Origin of the sequence: Snodgrassella sp. M0110, from assembly GCF_016101465.1 — a bacterium.
In the GTDB taxonomy this organism is placed as follows: Bacteria; Pseudomonadota; Gammaproteobacteria; order Burkholderiales; family Neisseriaceae; genus Snodgrassella; species Snodgrassella alvi.
Map to the genome: position 1 here is coordinate 36424 of NZ_JACFQM010000009.1, position 17275 is coordinate 53698.

Genomic DNA, 17275 nt, shown 5'->3' on the forward strand with positions numbered 1-17275 from the left:
CTGCTGTTTTTATAACAGCCGTACACACTTATCAAAACAAATGCGCACAGGTAAAATAACTGTTCAACCGTTGACATAACAACTGCATAATAAGCATGAATAACTCAGAATTTGATATCTGCCAGACTGAATGTGTGGTAGTAAAAGTAGGTTCCAGTCTGGTGACCAATGGCGGACATGGGGTAGATCAGAATATTCTGAATAACTGGGCACAGCAGATTGCGCAATTACGTGCACATGGTATTCAGGTAGTACTGGTATCTAGTGGTGCTATTGCAGAAGGTATGAAACGGCTGGGCTGGCAGGTACGTCCCAAAGCAATTAATGAATTACAGGCTGCCGCCGCAGTGGGGCAAATGGGACTGGCTCAGGCATACGAGATTGCGTTTGAATCACTGCATATCCGGACAGCACAGATTTTGCTGACACATGATGACTTGAGTCACCGTACCCGCTATTTAAATGCCCGTAGTACTATCCGCACTCTGCTGGAGCAGGGAGTAGTACCGATTATTAATGAAAATGATACAGTTACCATTGATGAAATCAAACTTGGCGATAATGATACCCTTGGTGCTCTGGTAACTAACCTGATTGAAGCTGATGTACTGATTATTCTGACAGATCAGAATGGTCTGTATGACAGAGATCCGCGTAAGCATACTGAAGCCAGACTGATTCATAAAATTGCTGCCAATCATCCAGACCTGGAAAGTATGGCCGGCGGAGCAGGCAGCAGCGTGGGCACCGGAGGTATGTATACCAAAGTACTGGCTGCAAGACGAGCTGCTTTAAGCGGTGCTGCAACCTGTATCGCCAACGGGCATGCTGAAAATGTATTAGTCCGGTTACTTGAAGGCGCACAAACGGGTACTTTATTTACCCCGGCCGGTAGCCGGTTGAGCGCACGCCAGCAATGGTTACTTGGGCAGGTACAACTGGCTGGTAAGTTAACCGTTGATGAGGGTGCGGAACAGGCACTGAAAACACAGCACTCCAGTCTGCTGGCTATCGGTTGTGTTGCTGTCAGTGGTCATTTTGATCGTGGCGCATTAGTGGCAGTATGTAATCAGGCCGGTAAAGAAATTGCCCGCGGACTGGTTAATTATAATGATCATGAAATTGGGCGTTTATTGCGGCAGCCGTCTCAGGCTATAGAAGAATTATTGGGCTATGTGGCAGAACAGGAACTGATCCATCGGGATAATATGGTATTACGTCGTGATTGAAGCGGATATTGAAAAATTCTGCCAAATCCGATAAAGAGATAATATTTACCAGCAGGCTGTAAGCTTAAACAGCAACCAATCTAAGATTTGTTTTTAATAAAGCAGATTAAAGTAGCCTGATAAATATATATACCATCATTAAATTTGTCTGTGTTATCAAAAAGTGCCGTTTTCAGTATCAGGTAAATTTATAGATATCTGAGCATAATCTGCCATGTAGACAGATTGCCACTATAAAGGTAGTAAATATCTTCTCAGGCTATGGATGCTGAGTTTATCGCTATGGTGCGATTATTACATGACAGAATCATAATAACAAATGTCTCCAGTTTTTGAATCAATAATTTTCATGTAACCACCTGTAAGTATTTCTCCTGTTGTGAAAAAACTAGGTTTTTCTATTAATACCACTTTACCCTCCAGCTGATGTCTCCAATATAAATATCCATCATTAATAATTTTATTAAATTCAGCATGCTTATTATTGATTTTACTATAATTAGCAATTATATTGTTGCATGAACATTCTGATTTCGGTTCTCCAGAATGTGACTCACAACTATTGGGTCGCCAGGGAAACTCCAATTTTTCCTGATAACTTAAATCAAATAAATAATATTTAGCAAATTTCAGGAGTTGTAAATACCCCATTGTTAGCACACAAACCAAGTAGAAAATCATGCTATTTGTTTCATGTTTCTATATTCAATTGGTGTCATATTATTTAATGCTTCATGCGGTCTTTCTGTGTTATATATTTCTAACCACTCTTCCGTTATTTTTCTTGCTTGTTCCAGATTTTTGAATAAATACAAATCTAATACCTCCGTTCGATATGTTCGGTTAAATCGTTCTATATAGCCGTTTTGATAAGGACTACCAGGTTTAATGTAATCTATGCTTATTCCATGTAATTTTGCCCAGCTTGTGAATCTATTGGCAGTAAATTCTGCTCCATTATCAACTCGTATTTTTAATGGATAACCATGATATTGAGCTAGTCTATCTAAATACCGGGTAATTCTACCTGCCGATAAACTGACCGCAATATCAATGCCTAATGCCTCACGATTAAAGTCATCAATAACATTAAAGGTTCTAAATCTACGATGATTTTCAGAACGATCACTCATAAAATCCATTGACCAACATTCTCCCAGACGACTTGGTACTGATAATGGTTGTGGATAACGCTGGGGTAATCGTTTATTTCGTTTAGAGCGAATGTTGAGTTTTAATTGACAATAAACCCGATAAACCCGTTTATGATTCCACTTATATCCCAGTTTCCTGATTCGATGAAAACACTTAGGAAATCCCCAACGTAAATGCTTGTCTGTTATTGACTTGAGTAACGCAATAATCCTAGAGTCATCTGCCGATTTAGGTTGATAGTAGTAAGCACAGCGACTTAAATTCACAATAGTGCAACTCATTTTAATTGTTACACAGTATTGTGACTGAAGTGTTTGTGCCCAACACTTACGAACTGACGTCGGCACTATAGCTTTTTTATTATTTCTTGCTGAAGCTGAGAGGTTAAGCTTAATTCGGCATACATTTGTTTGAGTTTACGATTTTCAGCTTCCAGCTGTTTTAAGCGCTTAATATCCGAAGATTGCATACCGCCATATTTATCTCGCCATTTATAAAAAGTAGAAACGGCCATACCATATTTACGGCAAAGCTCTTTGACAGAGATGCCAACTTCAGCTTCATTTAAAATAGATACAATTTGATGCTCTGAAAATTTTTTCATATTGAAATTCTCCTTAAAAATATCATAGAGAATTTTCTACTTTCTTGCTGTACTATTTTAGGGGATAGTTACAGAGTTAATATAAAATAATAGACATAAACAAAAAATAGTAGAAATAAACATAAGAAAACATAATTTATTTATAATATACTCTTTTCTGTTAAATTTTTGCTTATTCATATATATTGGTTAATTATTGTCAAATAGATAGTATATCATTAATAAAAATTATTAGTCATAACTACCATCAAAATTAATATAGTGTTACGTCAGATCAACTAAACTGGTGCTTATTTCATTAGAGCTATAAATAAATTATTTAAAATAAATTCATGCTAAGCAGTAAATATCTTCTTTAAAAGAAAACCGGCGGATGCTGAAATTATAAATTAATATTAGATCCGGAATAATGCATAGTATTGAATTGTTTTATGTAATATAAAATGAAAAAGATGGTGCTTCCTGCATATATAGAAAAATTATTGGGCTATGTGGCAGAACAGGAACTGATCCATCGGGATAATATGGTATTACGCCGAGACTGAAGCAGATATTGAAAATCCGATAAAGAGATAATATTTACCAACAGGTAGTAAGCTTAAACAGCAACCAATCTAAGATGTAGTATAGGGCAATTTGTTTTTAATAAAACAGATTAAAGTAGCCTGATAAATACATATACCGTCATTAAATTTGTCTGTACGATCAGAAAGTGCCGTTTTCAGTATCAGGTAAATTTATGGATATCTGAGTATAATCTGCCATGTAGACAGATTGCCACTATATCGGTAGAAAATATCTTTTCAGGCTATGGTTGTTGCGTTTATCGCTGTTGTGCAGTTATGGATTGATTGATTCAAAGAAACAAATGTCTTTTGTTTTTAAATCAGTAATTGATATTTGACCAAGTGTATGTAATCCTCCAGCGAAAAAATGAGGTTTATCTATTATCACCATTTTACCCACAAGTTCAGTTTCCGAATATAAATATCCATCATTAGTAATTTTCTTATAGTTATAAATCATATTTTTGCATGAACACTCTTCATTCAATTTTTCAGAAGGTGAGTCACACCATTCGAGTACCCAATGAAACTTCATTGATATGTTCTGATAGCTTGAATCATATAAATAATGTTTAGCAAGTTTCGAGGTACATGTCAAAGGAAGGAATAAAATAAAAGCCATAAGCAGGATATAAAGTAACTTATTTATAATATACTTTTTTCTGTTAGATTTCTGCTTATTCATATATATTGGTAAATTATTGTCAAATAGATAATATATCATTAACAAAAATGAGTTTGCCACAATTGCCATTAAAATTAATGAAATGTTGCGCCTGATCAACTAAACCGGTGCTGATTTTATTAGAGCTATAAATAAATTATTTAGAATAAATTCATGCTAAGCAGTAAATATCTTCTTTAAAAGAAAACCGGCGGATGCTGAAATTATGAATTAATATTAGATCCGGAATAATGCATAGTATTGAATTGTTTTATGTAATATAAAATGAAAAAGATAATAATGCATATTGGTTATTCTGCATATACCAGAATAACCAATATGATTTGTATTGTTTTTTTACAAAGAAAAAAGATTCAGTTTGGAAATAATTACCAGTTTCTTTATTTATTAAGCCTTACCAGTTAATCTTTAATCCGACAGAACCATTTACCGGCGCTTTGGTATGTGCATCACCACCATTAGACCATGTATGGCCGATTTCACCATAAGCTTTTACTTTGTTTGTAATATCGTAAGTACCGCCAATTGCCAGCTCAGTGCTGGCATGAGAGGCACCGGCATTTAATCTGGTTGTGGCTACATTAGTAATGTAACTAGTATGGTCGGCACCACCAGGTGAGTAAAAGAAATTTACCCGGGCATAGGGTCGCAGATTTCCTTTATTCAGTTGATAGCTGCCTTCGAGTCTTCCGCCAAGGCGGAAGAGCCAGGCATTATTGTGTCCGTGACTGACTGTAGTACGTCCGCTGATATCAGAATCATTTAAATCCAGCCACTGATGAATAATCTGAGCCTGCGGTTCAAGCTTCCAGTTGCTGCTGCCCAGAGTAAACGGCTGACCTATTTCTACTGAAGCCGTAACGCCATGACCTTTCTGTTTGCCGGTCGGATTGTTATCCGGTTTAATATCAACATGATGGCGGGCACCCTGTATTACAAAATCTGCATAAGCACCATTTTCACGGGTGTAATTACCATATGCGCCGATAAAGTAAGATTTGGTTGTGTTTTTACCTGCTCTGGTATCAATACCGCTGGTAAAGCCGTCGACATCGAGATTGCCGTGCAGATAGCCGACATATCCGCCGGCACGCCAGCCGTTGCTGCTCCAGATATCACTGCCCAGTTGTAAACCGGCATAATTACCGGTAGTACGGGCATTGGCCGGCCCGTTTTGCTGAATATCAGTACGGCTGGCAATCACTCTGCCCCAGCTCATACGTTCATCAGGCAGAGGAGTGGAACCGATACGCTGATGCATATTAGCGAGCATAAGGCTGTCGGCCTGTCGTAACTGAGAGGCAACTGCGGCAAATAATGGTACTTCTTTACGGTATAGTGGTCTGAGTTTTGATGGTTTAGTTGTCGTACCACTATCACCAGAGTTGCCGTTACCGGAGTTGTTACCACCAGAGTTGTTACCACCAGAGTTGTTACTACCAGAGTTGTTACCACCAGAGTTGTTACCACCAGAGTTATTGCCACCGGAATTATCGCCACCGGAATTATCGCCACCGGAATTATCATCACCCGGGTTTGTTTGCTTTTGAGAGCGTAAATACCAGTTATTCCCGTTTTGCTGCAAATCACCTTTAAACAAATGGTATTCATATGCACCTCTGTCTAAATGATCGCCTTCCAGTGCAAAAGCATCTCCGGTACTGTTACCATTAATATGTACCAATTCAATGCCATTAGTATTTCCGGTATCGCCGCCAAGACCATCAATGCTGGCAAATCTGATGGTGGTTTTACCTGTCACATTACCCTGAACAGTCAGTTTATCGGCAGTATTGTCAGCAATGCTGTCATTATCTTTTAAAGCAGAATTAAGTTTCAGATCCAGAGTCAGTTTACCGCCATTACCCTGATAATTTCCGTTAATCGTTAAATTGTCTCCGGTGAAATTACTATTGAGATTAATATTGCCTGAGTTAAACACATCGCCATTAATCTGTGCCTGTCTTAGGGAACCGATAAGATTGATTGTGGTACCATTCCCGATATTAAGCTGATTAGTATTCAAATCTCCGCTCAGAGTGAGCATACTGTTTTGAGCAAGATTTATTTTTTCCCAGTTACGAATAGCAATATTTCCGGCTGTACCATTATTATTTCCGGTGGTTGAACCGGTTAATGACTGATTAATATTCAGTGTATCAGTCATTCCGTCATTACTGCTGGTATCGTCCCCACCATCGACTACAGTAATATTACTGATATTGGCTCCGCGATTGATGAAAAGAGTGTCACTACCGTTACCCAGTTCAATACGTCCGATGACTTTTGAACCGCTATCCAGCGTAACATTAGCATTACCATCTTCATCACTAATAGCCAGACCAGAAGCCGCTGAAACACTGGTACCGGTATTAAGGGTAATAGTTGTTTCACTGTTTGGTTTATCCTGAATAAAAATACCTGCTTTCGAACCTCCAGTTATTTGATTGGCCAGATTAAGTTCAGTACTACCTGAACCAAAATTGTGTATCTCAATGCCGCTGATTCCACCTTTAATTGTCCCTCCCGATTGAATAATGCTGATATCTGTAGCCCGCTCCCCGTTTTCAGCCCAGATTCCGTATCCCCTTGTGGCTGTAATTGACCCGTTAGAAGTAATTTGTGTGGCACCGTAAGCATGATTATTTGCAACGATACCATTAGTACCGGCATTGATAACAAGTGATTCGATGCGCAGCCCTTGAGCCTGATTTGTATTGGTTACGCTGATACCTGTATTTTTATCTGCTGTTACTGATGCCTTATTGAGGATTGTGGTTTTGCCTGTTCCATTATTGGTTGCATATATACCGTTATCTGTACCGGATATAAGGTTAGTATTTATATTCAGCTCGTTTGTATTATTGCCATTATTAACAAAAATACCATTACCAGATGTAGCAATAACATTACCAGTTGATGTAATGTCAGTGGAACCATTTCCAGAGTTAATAGCGTAAATACCGTTACTTGTACCTTCAATAGTGCCACTTGTAGCAATAGTTAATTTCCCTCCGTGATTCTCGCTAAAAATTCCATTGCCATCTTTTCCTTGCACATCTTTAGTTTCAATGGTTGTATTACCAGTACCATTATTATATGCATAAATACCATTGGTATGTCCCAGAACGGCTTGGCGGGTGGTTACATTTAAATTTGTTGATGATGTATTTACATTATTAACCCATATAGCATCAGTAGTGCGTGATTCAATGCCTTTATTAACGATAAGTGTCGTTGACCCTGTACCATTGTTATATGCATAAATACCATGTGCCTGACCAAGAACAGTATCAGTAGTAATAAATAAATCCTTTGATCCGGCATTATTGACAGCATAAATAGCATCATCAGTATCAGATATGATATCATCATTCGCTGTTATTTTTGTGGAACCGTTGCCTCCATTATTGATACTAATACCTTTGCGTTGTTTGCTATGGACGGCTGCTGTTGAGAGATTGACATCTGTTCCTGCGTTATTAATGTAAATACCTTTAGTATCAGAAGTTAACATATCTTGTGTGGTGTTAATTGTAATTGCACCCGTCCGGCTGTTATTTGTTGCATCGATATCCGTTATGTTTTTATTATTTGCGTTTACAGTTAAATTCCCGGCACCATTTTGATTGATAATTGTAAGCGACTGATTTAATTCAGTGTCGGATGTATTGATGGTCTGATTGGAAGGATCTCTGTTTTCAATGCGATTATCGCTGATGGTAGTGTCAGCATATGTACTAATAACAGGCGTGTTTTCTCGAAAAGTTGTGCAAACTTTGTTGTCTGGTGCTGAAAGCGGACATTGTGCATAAGCCAGTCCGGTAGTTGCCATGCTGACAGCTATAATGCTAACCAGCCTGAGCCGTGCATTTTTACCCCCTTTCCGGGCTAATTCTGATGTAACGATATATGCCTGTACTTGCGCATTCCAGATAAGTTTGTAGATTTTATTCATATTGGTTAGGATAATCAGGTAAATGAGAATTATGTTTCAGTCAAACACCGTAGTTAGATATATACATTTTTAAATCAACATATAAACATATAAATAAGATATATCTTTTTTTTATTCGACTATAAAAAATTGATGAAGTCAAAAAATTAACTATATGAAAATTAGAATTTAAATGTTAGAAATTGTAAAATATTATTATATCAATAATAACTGAATGGCATTAATGCTGTTTGAAATTTAAACATTATAGGGCAGGCTGCAAAAGCGTTAGCCGGACAATTTTATACCTTTAGAATATTTTTTTATGTCGGTATTATCATTCAAATGTATGCTTTGGTAAGAAAATTTTAGACCAAATAGTTATATTTTATGAATATAGAATGAGATAAAAATAATAATCAGGTGATTTAATTTTTTAACCTGTTGTAAATTAGTTTCAAAATTATCCAAAATATGTTTAATAATTTTATAGAGACGCCCGCCGAAAAATTATCTCTTTGTGCATTTTTAGGTAAGTGCGGATTGTTGATAGATTATAGAAAATTACTTAAGACATATAATAATATTGAAATGCTGTTTGAAGATTAAGTAACGCTCTGTTGGAGAGTTTTATGAGAATAAATTAGATAACAGATTTAAGTTTAATCACACATAAATATTATCAGACATACGAAAATTTGTCTCATCTTACCAATAGATTTGCTAATAATAAATCAGAAATTATTTAATCACTGATAAATGCAATACTAAACTGAAAATACAGCTTACCAGCTAAAATTAATACTGTATGTCTGTATATCCGATATTTCCCGATATGATATCAATTTATATTGTGTTAGCATTACTGTGGTTACTCCGATTCTGAACCTGTGCAACGAAATATTCCGGCACAGGTTTTTTCTTGATAACTGACTTTATATTTTTCTGCTTTTCTTCTTATTCTGTCACAATAGATAATTATCTGGTCAGGAAATATATATGGCAGAAGTTATGGTATTGGTTGTAGAAGATGAAGCTGCAATTTCTACCCTGATTCAATTTACTCTCGAGCAGGCTGGCTTTGTTGTTCAATGTGTACCCAGTGTAGAAGCTGCACAGCCGTTATTGCAGGCCAGACTGGCTGATGTACTGTTACTAGACTGGATGTTACCCGGACTTTCCGGTCTTGATTTTATCCGGCAGCTGCGCAATGATATTCGCAGTCGTGATTTACCCATTATTCTATTAACAGCACGCGGTGAAGAAACAGATAAAGAGCAGGGGCTGAATCTGGGTGCAGATGACTACATTACTAAACCTTTTTCACCACGAGAACTGATTGCGCGAATTAATGCACTTTTGCGCCGGCGTGCTCCGCAAAAAACCAGTGTACCTCTGCATATTTATGGTCTGGAACTCGATCCGCAGCAGCAGCGTGTACAAGTAAACGGACAAACCATTTCCTTCGGACCCAGTGAATTTAAGTTATTACATTTCTTTATGACACATCCGGATCGTATATACACCCGCAGCCAGCTTCTGGATCTTGTCTGGGGTGATCATGTGTTTGTTGAGGAGCGTACGATAGATGTTCATATCCGCCGGTTAAGACGGGGACTTGAAACAGTGGGGCATGACCACCTTATCCAAACTGTGCGTGGCAGCGGCTATCGCTTTTCACCATAGCCGTAAATACTTCTTAAATTTATCTTCTGTGAAATGACATGCTTCTATCTGAACTGCGCCATCATTTATATTTAATACTGGCAACCATGATTGTGGTTGTCGTAGCGTCATTGCTGGCTGGCGGCCTGCAATTCATGCTGATTAGCTTGTGCTGCCTGTTTTTTTTGTGGTTGGCGGGTTACTGGTATCATTTATTTAAACTGGTTCGGTGGCTGGAAAGACCGAAATTACGTAATGTGCCACAGGGGATCGGGATCTGGAACAATATTTTCAATACTTTGATGCTACAGGCACGTAGCCGTAAAAAGCGCAAACAGAAACTGGGTGTCGCCTTGTTACGCTTTAACCGCATTGCTGAAACTATACCAGAGGGCGTATTAATCCTCGGGCAGGATGGACATATTCAGTGGCTGAACCATCTGGCTGCAATCCATTTGAATCTGGATGCTGAACAAGACAATAACAGTATGCTGACTGATCTGATTGAAAATATTGATTTCCGGCGATTTTTGGATGAGCCGGCAACAGAATCGGTGAATATAAAGCTTACACTTGAAAATATGAACAGCGGATTACCACGTGTATTAAATATTATCCGTACTCCGTTTGACGAACAGGCAACCCTGATTATTACTCAGGATATTACTGCTGCCGAACAGGTAAACGCTACCCGGACTGCATTTGTGGCCAATGTTTCGCATGAGCTGCGTACTCCTTTAACTGTAATCAACGGCTTTCTGGAAACCTTAACGGATATGCCGGATTTGCCGCAAGAGCAGCGTCAGTCATTTATTGCACTGATGAGTAAGGAAGGGGCGCGCATGAATCATCTGCTGGCTGATCTGCTGACTTTATCACGGCTGGAAAATCAGGTTGTTTCATCTGTGCGCAAGCAGCCGGTGAATCTGAGTACTCTGGCTGAGCAGGTGGTATTTGAAGCTGAGATACTGTCAGAAAATAAACACCATTTTATCTGTGAAATAGCTGCAGATATCTGGATAGAGGGGATTCAGCAGGATTTATATAATGCGTTCAGTAATCTTCTGTTTAATGCCGTACGCTATACACCGCAATATGGAACCATTACCATCCGGCTTTATAGTGAACAAGATAGTGAACAAGACGAAAACAACTATCAGCAGACTGTGTTTCAAGTGAGCGATACTGGCCCGGGGATTGCTGCGGAGCATATTCCTCATCTTACCGAACGCTTTTATCGTGTAGATTCAGGACGTTCGCGCCAGAGCGGAGGAACCGGCCTCGGATTGGCTATTGCCAAATACGCACTGGCTGAACATGGCGGCAAATTACAGATTGAAAGCATTGCCGGCCACGGCAGCACCTTTAGTGCCGTCTTACCGCAAATGAATAATAAAGTACTTGACAGCAGCCGCACTCCTGCCTAAAATGCGCGCTCTTGGGTCGTTAGCTCAGTCGGTAGAGCAGCGGACTTTTAATCCGTTGGTCGAGCGTTCGAATCGCTCACGACCCACCATTTCTCCTGCGTACCCTTCAATATCTTACGCATTTATCCAGAGTTTCTGTTTTTCTCCCTAATTATCAGTTGTGACAAAACTGTGATATTTCTATGTCATGATGTTGTCAATCTTTGATGCATGCTGAATTAAATACTCTGGTGCTGAATGAGCATATCTTTGCCTCCATTTCTAAAGATTCCCATTTGAAAGTCATCTCTAAAACGCCATCTTCAACTAGTCTGGTAGCTCATATATGCCCTGAATCATGCCGGTTGAATTTTTACTTGAAACCTCTGCAGGTGGGGTATTCCTGATTCAGTGCGGCCAGTAATAGTATTTATATTTCCAGATCCGAGCTGTTCTAGCTTATTTTGTATTTTTTAAGTGATATTCAGTATTCGCTGCACTTGTATATAGGTCGTTTAATTTCAGAAACCGGACTATGTCCGCGTTAGATATTTTAGTCTGTATCAATTTAATAATTGTCATCTTTGAGCGGCTCAAGTTTAGAAGATTTTTTCTTGTAATCAATTCTCAGTTATAAAAATTAAAAAATGTATTATCAAAATAAAATAGATAAAATAATGAAATCAAATTGAACTCAAAAAATTCGCTGATTTAAGTCTTTATTTCCTGAGTATTTCGAAAAATGACTAAAAAACAAATTAAGAATAAGGATTTTTTAAATTAAATCCGCTCCCGCCCCAGATAGGCAACAGCCGGTAAAACGGGGCTATTTGCCAGATACTGCTTATGCTGAAGAGCCGGAGAAGGCTAAATTACTGGTTTTTTATTATTTGAAGGTTTCTGCTGGAATATGGTTCTGATTTGATTAATACAGTAGTTGAAATGATTAAGAATGATTAATTTTATCAGCTACTACTTTGACTAGAAAATTGGAACCGTTGTTACAGAGCAGTAAAACCGTAAAATTTATTAATAAGAATAATAATATTAAATATACCAAGTATAGACAGAACGTTGTATAAATAATTTTTTAATGATTAAAATGCAAAATTACATAGATAATTTAGTTGAAAATTTGATTTTTAGAATAAATATATGTTAAAAATTATTTATATTTTAACTATATAAATTGCAGGAAAGTTATGATAAAAATCAGTAGCAGATTTGCCATGCTTTTCTTATGTTTTTTTTTCTCACAATCAGGATTTGCAAGAATCACAACTAATGCAAATGATCCGGAAGTGAAGTCAAAATGTGCAGATGGCACATATTCAACTTCAACCGGAAGGGGTACATGTTCTCATCATGGCGGGGTTGTTTATGATGATTTGCCAACAAGAAGAAAATCAAATAAAAAACCAAAAACTGAACAACCAAAAAATACTATTAAATGTAAAGATGGAACTTCAACTAAAGCAGGAAAAGGGGCTTGTTCGCGACACGGTGGAATAGCACGATAGAAATTTAAGCAATAGTGTGAGAATAATATTTTTAAAGTAGTATTTTGCGCTTAAAAATATTTAAATTTAAGAAAGGCTATTACCGCTTTTATACAATTACTTTGGTTGCCTGTACAACCAAAGTAATTAGTAAAAGTATAAAGAGATTTAAATTCTGATAAATTTAATTAAAAGTACATTTGAAGCTGATTTAATGTGGATTCATTTTTACTATTAACTACCAGGTAAATAAATATTATTTTTTATTTTTAGTGTTCAATATCATGAACATTATTATTTTGTGATTGCTGATGATTTAAATCATTGCACAAATTTATCAAAAATAGCTGGCACCCATGTAGTAAATCAACATTAGAGATTTCAGATGTCAATTTACTGATAACTCTGGATCCTGTTCTATATTAATTCTTATACAATTTTCTGGCTATTTTGGCATATAGTAATTAACATATAGTAATTAAAAAGTTGGGTTTTATGATTCTGAGTCATCCCATTTCTGCAGCAGTTCCAATGGTATAGTGTTAACTACTTCGGAAAATCGTTTGCCGACCAGTCGTTCAGCCTGGCGTAGCAGAGGAATAGTAGGGCTGCTTGGTTCATGAGCTTCAAACCAGTTACGGATGTCTTCAATACGCTGAAGTGCATCAAAGCGGTCGGTAATCGCAGCCGGCAAAAACTTCTCTGACTCATTCATTATTGTTTCTTCCGGAGAAGAAAGAGTCATTTCTGCAGTTTCAGTGATTGATGTTTCACTGGAAACTGTTTGTGTATCTGCCTGTATATTATTTTCATCAATAGTTTCGCGTTTTGGGGCAGCTCGGGTTTCATTATCCTGTAATATTTTCAGCAATTTTTTTAGCGGATTTAAATCTGGTGCTGTATTTTTCAGAATTTCATCAGCCCAGGTTTGCAGCTTATCAAGGATCGGTATAGTTTCATCCAGTGCTGTCAGAGCCTGACTGGCACGTAAACGTAAATCCACCAGCTGTCGCCGAACCGAATCAGGTGCCAGTGCATCAGCAGGGCGCGGTATTGATAAAGATCGTTCTACGTCCCTGATTTGCAGTCGCAGTGCTGAATTGCTCGATAAAGTAATACTGCGGATATCAGCCATTACTCCTTCCGGATCGATGAGTGCCGCCAGAGCATTGCTGCGTACCAGAGCCGCATCTTCTTCATCACCTGTTTCATCAGATTCAATCTGCGGATAAATATCTTGCGGATAAGTACTACAGGCTGATTCCAGTAACTCTAACCCATCGCGCAATCCTGTAGCACCATTAAGCTGGATTTTGCTGCGAAGCAAGATAATGTAAATCCGGATGTCTTTGGTACGCAGTAGCAATCTCAATGCATCACGTTCGATTTCATTCCAGTTTACGCCTTCCGGTTTGTTGACGAAATCACCGTATTGCGCTTCTGGCTGTTCAGTAGAATTAGAGAGTAATAGCAGAAATTCCGGATCGTATTCAAGGTTGCTGCCACAGGGCTGCTCATCAGACACAGGCGCAAGAAGATCCGCATATTTTGGATTGGTTTTTGATTTTTTGTTACTCATTATTTCCTCACAACTCTCTGATACCGGCATATTGTTCAGGTTGATAGGTCATGCCGGTAACCGGAAGATCATCTATTGATTGTCCCAGCCATGTTGTCCAGCCCAGACGCTGGTCAGAACCAATTTGTGCCGGTGGCGCTGAACGCGGATTAAGCTGGAGTTGAATTTCCCATTCATACTCATAACCGACAAAAGCTCTGACCCATTCGATTAGCCTCGGTAAATCACGCCCGTTAGGTAAAAAATGTAAGTAGTTGTCCAGATTTAAGGGACCAATCGTCAGGCGAAATTTATGCTGGCGATCCGGTACCATTTGTCCTACCAGAGCGCCTTCACCCATAACAGATGCTGGCCCGGGAACTCCAAGACGGGTACGCTCTTCATCAGCAACCGGGATCCAGTGTAATACGTATTCCTGAAGATTAAACGGAACACCAAAATAATATGATAATGTTGAGGTAATACCATCCGGATTACGTGCTTCACGTACCAGATGAGCCCCGGCTGCCAGTCTGGGATGAGAGGGGAGCGGGCTATCAGTAATTTCATCAAGGCTTTGTCCGCTCAGGCTGGCAATATAAAATGAGAAATCTTCTGCATCGCCTCTGTCCAGTCCGCCGCCGGCTGATTGTGCACTTTGCCATGCATTGTAAAATTGTGTCAGATAACGATGATGAAACAGATCGGTAAAATCAACTAATGTTGTGTCACGATTACTGTCCCGCCGACTCAGGGCAGTTTCGGTATAGTGCATTGGTAACGGACCGTTTGCTCCCCATAAACCGAGTCCGTATAGCTGTATTCGAAACTTTCCTTCTGATGTCAGGGAGGCATCAGCAATTTCACGAGGTGCGAATACCAGAGAAGGTGATTGCCCGAGCCGAAATGGTTCCTGCTGAGGAAGTGCGGCATGTCCGATTGGCATTTTTAGCTGAGACTGTGCACCAAATCGGCGCATGAGACTCAGATATCCGTAACGCCATGGTGTTTCGCTTGCCCTGTTAAGAGTCTCATGCCAAGTGCTATCGGATGTATTTACCGGTTCAGCTGGCTGATTCATCAGATGGCACCCCTTCCGCCCATGCGTACCGGCCAAAGTGCAATTTGTCCGCGCTGTATACTATGTAATGCAGTTTGTGTGAAAGTATTAATGGCGACATGACGCGACAGATAATGCTCTAGAATGAGACCGAACAAATAAGGGCTGACACCGGAAAATCCATCTTCATCAATGGTTAGTTCGCATTTAATACCACGTCCGTAAACTAAAGGACCTGCTCCCGGTAAACGTCGGGTAACCGGTTCCGTTTTTGCTCCGATCAGGCTTTGTATCTGACGTAATTGCGGGCTGTCATGTGTCGGTACGAACAGCCGTAACATATCCCGTAGTGCCTGTCCTCCCGGGCGGTGGGCCATATCTGATAATGGCAGATAGTTGAAAGATAATTGCCGGATCAGGCGCCAGGCAATTTCTCGCTCTGCAAAAGGTGCGCGCGGTGGACGTGGTGGCCGAATCAGACCGATACTTTCTACTGGTACTGAATCATCAATAGACAAGTCATCAATGCCATTACGGGGAACCAGAGTGGCCAGATCACGATTGGTAAGTAAAGCTGTAGCTGACAGGTATCGCAAATATTCTGAATAAGGTGCATCATTCTGGTCAACCAGAGACAGAAAAATTTCAGTGCCGATATAGTTGGTGCGTGTACCGTATTTGCGTGCATTATTGGACAGTTTGCGTTGTTCCCTGCGCAATGAAAAATAGCGGCCATAATTACCTTCATCATTGTTAAGGGTATGATAAAGCGGGCGGAACGTTAGCTCTTCTGTCGTTTTGGCTCTTAATCCGTGAACGGTTTCGATGGTATAAAATTCATAATCAAGCGGTCGCGAGCGATCGGGTACTAGATGTAGTTCGGTACGTGCCGTATCTAGCTCAATACGATCTGTACGTTTACGGAACAGATTAATTAACGGTGTGCAGAACAAAGCAAACTGATCTGCGGTTGTCTGATTGATCAGCCAGCTATCAGGAATGCGGTTGAGTAGAATAACAATCTCAGCTTCATTACCGCTGACTTTACGTAAACCTGTGGCCAGACCTGTAGGTGTAAAAAAGTAAAATCTTTCCGGACAGCTGAAATATTCATGCAGCAGATTATGCCCGTGGAAAACATCCCAAGTAAGGGGGAGTAAACCCTGACCCGGTTCTAAACCTTCGTGTACAACTGCATCACGTACATTAATATCCAGTGAACCGCTAAATTGTCCGGGCTGACCGGCTATGGTTGCAACAGCACTGGTGTGCAGCAGTTCAAAAAGATGTGAAGCAATTCTTTCTTCTCCGCACAGATAAATAGGCAGCCGATCCAACCCTTGAATCTGATTAAAATTGATTTCACCAAAAGTATGCAGAGTTAGGCGTAAGGCTCCGGCAACTTTGGTATGTGCAGGTAAATAACGATTCAGTAAGGGCATATCAGGTGGTGCTGCCGTTAATCGGGCCTCAGTAATCTGTATTGGCCATAGAGTAACTTCCTGACTATTGCGGAATTCACAGACTGTATTCTCTCCAACTGGAATGCCGGCGCGGAAAGATGAATGTCTGGGTACCTTAAAACCATTTATGAAATCACCTTCCGTATGGCTAGGATGCAGTTGTGCTACGGCCATAGACGGTGTTGGTGTAACATAATTCGGATAAATGACTTCCAGAAGACGCTGTGTAAACCGGGGAAATTCCGCATCAATTTTTAACTGGGTACGGGCAGTCAGAAAACAGAAAGCTTCGATCATCCTTTCTACATAAGGATCAGCGATATCTATACCCTGCATACCCAGACGTTTGGCAATTTTGGGGTGCTGGCGTGAAAATTCAGCTGCCATTTCACGCATGTAGGTAAGTTCTTTATTGTAGTAATCGAGTAATAATGGATCCATGATTGTC

At 39.4% G+C, this 17275-nt stretch carries 11 protein-coding genes and 1 tRNA gene; 5 read left to right on the forward strand and 7 right to left on the reverse strand.

What is annotated here, in order from left to right; genetic code table 11:
- Nucleotides 1-95: 95 nt before the first annotated feature.
- Nucleotides 96-1229 carry a glutamate 5-kinase gene (gene proB, locus H3T84_RS10145; RefSeq protein ID WP_084550439.1) on the forward strand — a complete coding sequence of 378 codons (1134 nt, stop codon included), beginning with the start codon at nt 96-98 and terminating at the stop codon, nt 1227-1229.
- A 294-nt stretch (nt 1230-1523) separates the two neighbouring features.
- Here proB and H3T84_RS10150 read toward each other — a convergent pair whose 3' ends face one another.
- The 4 genes from H3T84_RS10150 to H3T84_RS10165 all read right to left on the reverse strand — a co-directional run bounded on the left by H3T84_RS10150 (nt 1524) and on the right by H3T84_RS10165 (nt 8197).
- Nucleotides 1524-1880 carry a hypothetical protein gene (locus H3T84_RS10150; RefSeq protein WP_198219022.1) on the reverse strand — a complete coding sequence of 119 codons (357 nt, stop codon included), beginning with the start codon at nt 1878-1880 and terminating at the stop codon, nt 1524-1526.
- Between the two features lie 26 nt (nt 1881-1906).
- Nucleotides 1907-2988 (reverse strand): IS3 family transposase gene (locus H3T84_RS10155; protein ID WP_370524118.1). Its coding sequence is split into 2 segments (ribosomal slippage): nt 1907-2745 and nt 2745-2988, totalling 1083 coding nucleotides; the frame shifts between segments, so codons are not numbered across the junction.
- Between the two features lie 840 nt (nt 2989-3828).
- A complete protein-coding gene (locus H3T84_RS10160) occupies nt 3829-4089 on the reverse strand; it encodes a hypothetical protein (RefSeq protein WP_198219023.1) in 261 nt (86 codons plus the stop codon).
- A 544-nt stretch (nt 4090-4633) separates the two neighbouring features.
- On the reverse strand, nt 4634-8197 hold the full coding sequence (locus tag H3T84_RS10165) for an autotransporter outer membrane beta-barrel domain-containing protein (RefSeq protein ID WP_198219032.1): 3564 nt from the start codon (nt 8195-8197) through the stop codon (nt 4634-4636).
- Nucleotides 8198-9175: 978 nt separating this feature from the next.
- Between H3T84_RS10165 and phoB the strand changes: the two genes are divergently transcribed.
- The 4 genes from phoB to H3T84_RS10185 all read left to right on the forward strand — a co-directional run bounded on the left by phoB (nt 9176) and on the right by H3T84_RS10185 (nt 12767).
- Entirely contained in the window at nt 9176-9862 is a 687-nt protein-coding gene (gene phoB / locus H3T84_RS10170) for a phosphate regulon transcriptional regulator PhoB (protein ID WP_198219024.1), read from the forward strand.
- Nucleotides 9863-9900: 38 nt separating this feature from the next.
- Complete coding sequence (gene phoR, locus H3T84_RS10175) at nt 9901-11268, forward strand: phosphate regulon sensor histidine kinase PhoR (RefSeq protein WP_198219025.1); 1368 nt, start codon at nt 9901-9903, stop codon at nt 11266-11268.
- A 13-nt stretch (nt 11269-11281) separates the two neighbouring features.
- Nucleotides 11282-11357 (forward strand) — tRNA-Lys (locus H3T84_RS10180).
- A gap of 1092 nt (nt 11358-12449) precedes the next feature.
- The gene (locus tag H3T84_RS10185) at nt 12450-12767 is read left to right on the forward strand and encodes a DUF3761 domain-containing protein (RefSeq protein WP_084552674.1); all 318 of its coding nucleotides are present in this window, start codon (nt 12450-12452) and stop codon (nt 12765-12767) included.
- Nucleotides 12768-13239: 472 nt separating this feature from the next.
- Here H3T84_RS10185 and tssA read toward each other — a convergent pair whose 3' ends face one another.
- Genes tssA through tssF form a run of 3 tightly spaced genes read right to left on the reverse strand, consistent with a single transcriptional unit; the run spans nt 13240 to nt 17268 of the window.
- Nucleotides 13240-14325 carry a type VI secretion system protein TssA gene (tssA, locus tag H3T84_RS10190; protein ID WP_198219026.1) on the reverse strand — a complete coding sequence of 362 codons (1086 nt, stop codon included), beginning with the start codon at nt 14323-14325 and terminating at the stop codon, nt 13240-13242.
- A 7-nt stretch (nt 14326-14332) separates the two neighbouring features.
- Nucleotides 14333-15385 carry a type VI secretion system baseplate subunit TssG gene (gene tssG, locus H3T84_RS10195; protein ID WP_174832616.1) on the reverse strand — a complete coding sequence of 351 codons (1053 nt, stop codon included), beginning with the start codon at nt 15383-15385 and terminating at the stop codon, nt 14333-14335.
- Nucleotides 15385-17268, reverse strand: a complete 1884-nt coding sequence (gene tssF, locus H3T84_RS10200; RefSeq protein WP_100117293.1) for a type VI secretion system baseplate subunit TssF — start codon at nt 17266-17268, stop codon at nt 15385-15387. Before tssF ends, tssG begins: the two co-directional genes overlap by 1 nt.
- Nucleotides 17269-17275 lie beyond the last annotated feature (7 nt).

Coding starts and splice junctions, on each gene's coding strand:
- proB (WP_084550439.1), top strand. CDS start 96: ATGAATAACTCAGAATTTGATATCTGCCAGACTGAATGTGTGGTAGTA.
- H3T84_RS10150 (WP_198219022.1), bottom strand. CDS start 1,880: ATGGGGTATTTACAACTCCTGAAATTTGCTAAATATTATTTATTTGAT.
- H3T84_RS10160 (WP_198219023.1), bottom strand. CDS start 4,089: ATGAAGTTTCATTGGGTACTCGAATGGTGTGACTCACCTTCTGAAAAA.
- H3T84_RS10165 (WP_198219032.1), bottom strand. CDS start 8,197: ATGAATAAAATCTACAAACTTATCTGGAATGCGCAAGTACAGGCATAT.
- phoB (WP_198219024.1), top strand. CDS start 9,176: ATGGCAGAAGTTATGGTATTGGTTGTAGAAGATGAAGCTGCAATTTCT.
- phoR (WP_198219025.1), top strand. CDS start 9,901: ATGCTTCTATCTGAACTGCGCCATCATTTATATTTAATACTGGCAACC.
- H3T84_RS10185 (WP_084552674.1), top strand. CDS start 12,450: ATGATAAAAATCAGTAGCAGATTTGCCATGCTTTTCTTATGTTTTTTT.
- tssA (WP_198219026.1), bottom strand. CDS start 14,325: ATGAGTAACAAAAAATCAAAAACCAATCCAAAATATGCGGATCTTCTT.
- tssG (WP_174832616.1), bottom strand. CDS start 15,385: ATGAATCAGCCAGCTGAACCGGTAAATACATCCGATAGCACTTGGCAT.
- tssF (WP_100117293.1), bottom strand. CDS start 17,268: ATGGATCCATTATTACTCGATTACTACAATAAAGAACTTACCTACATG.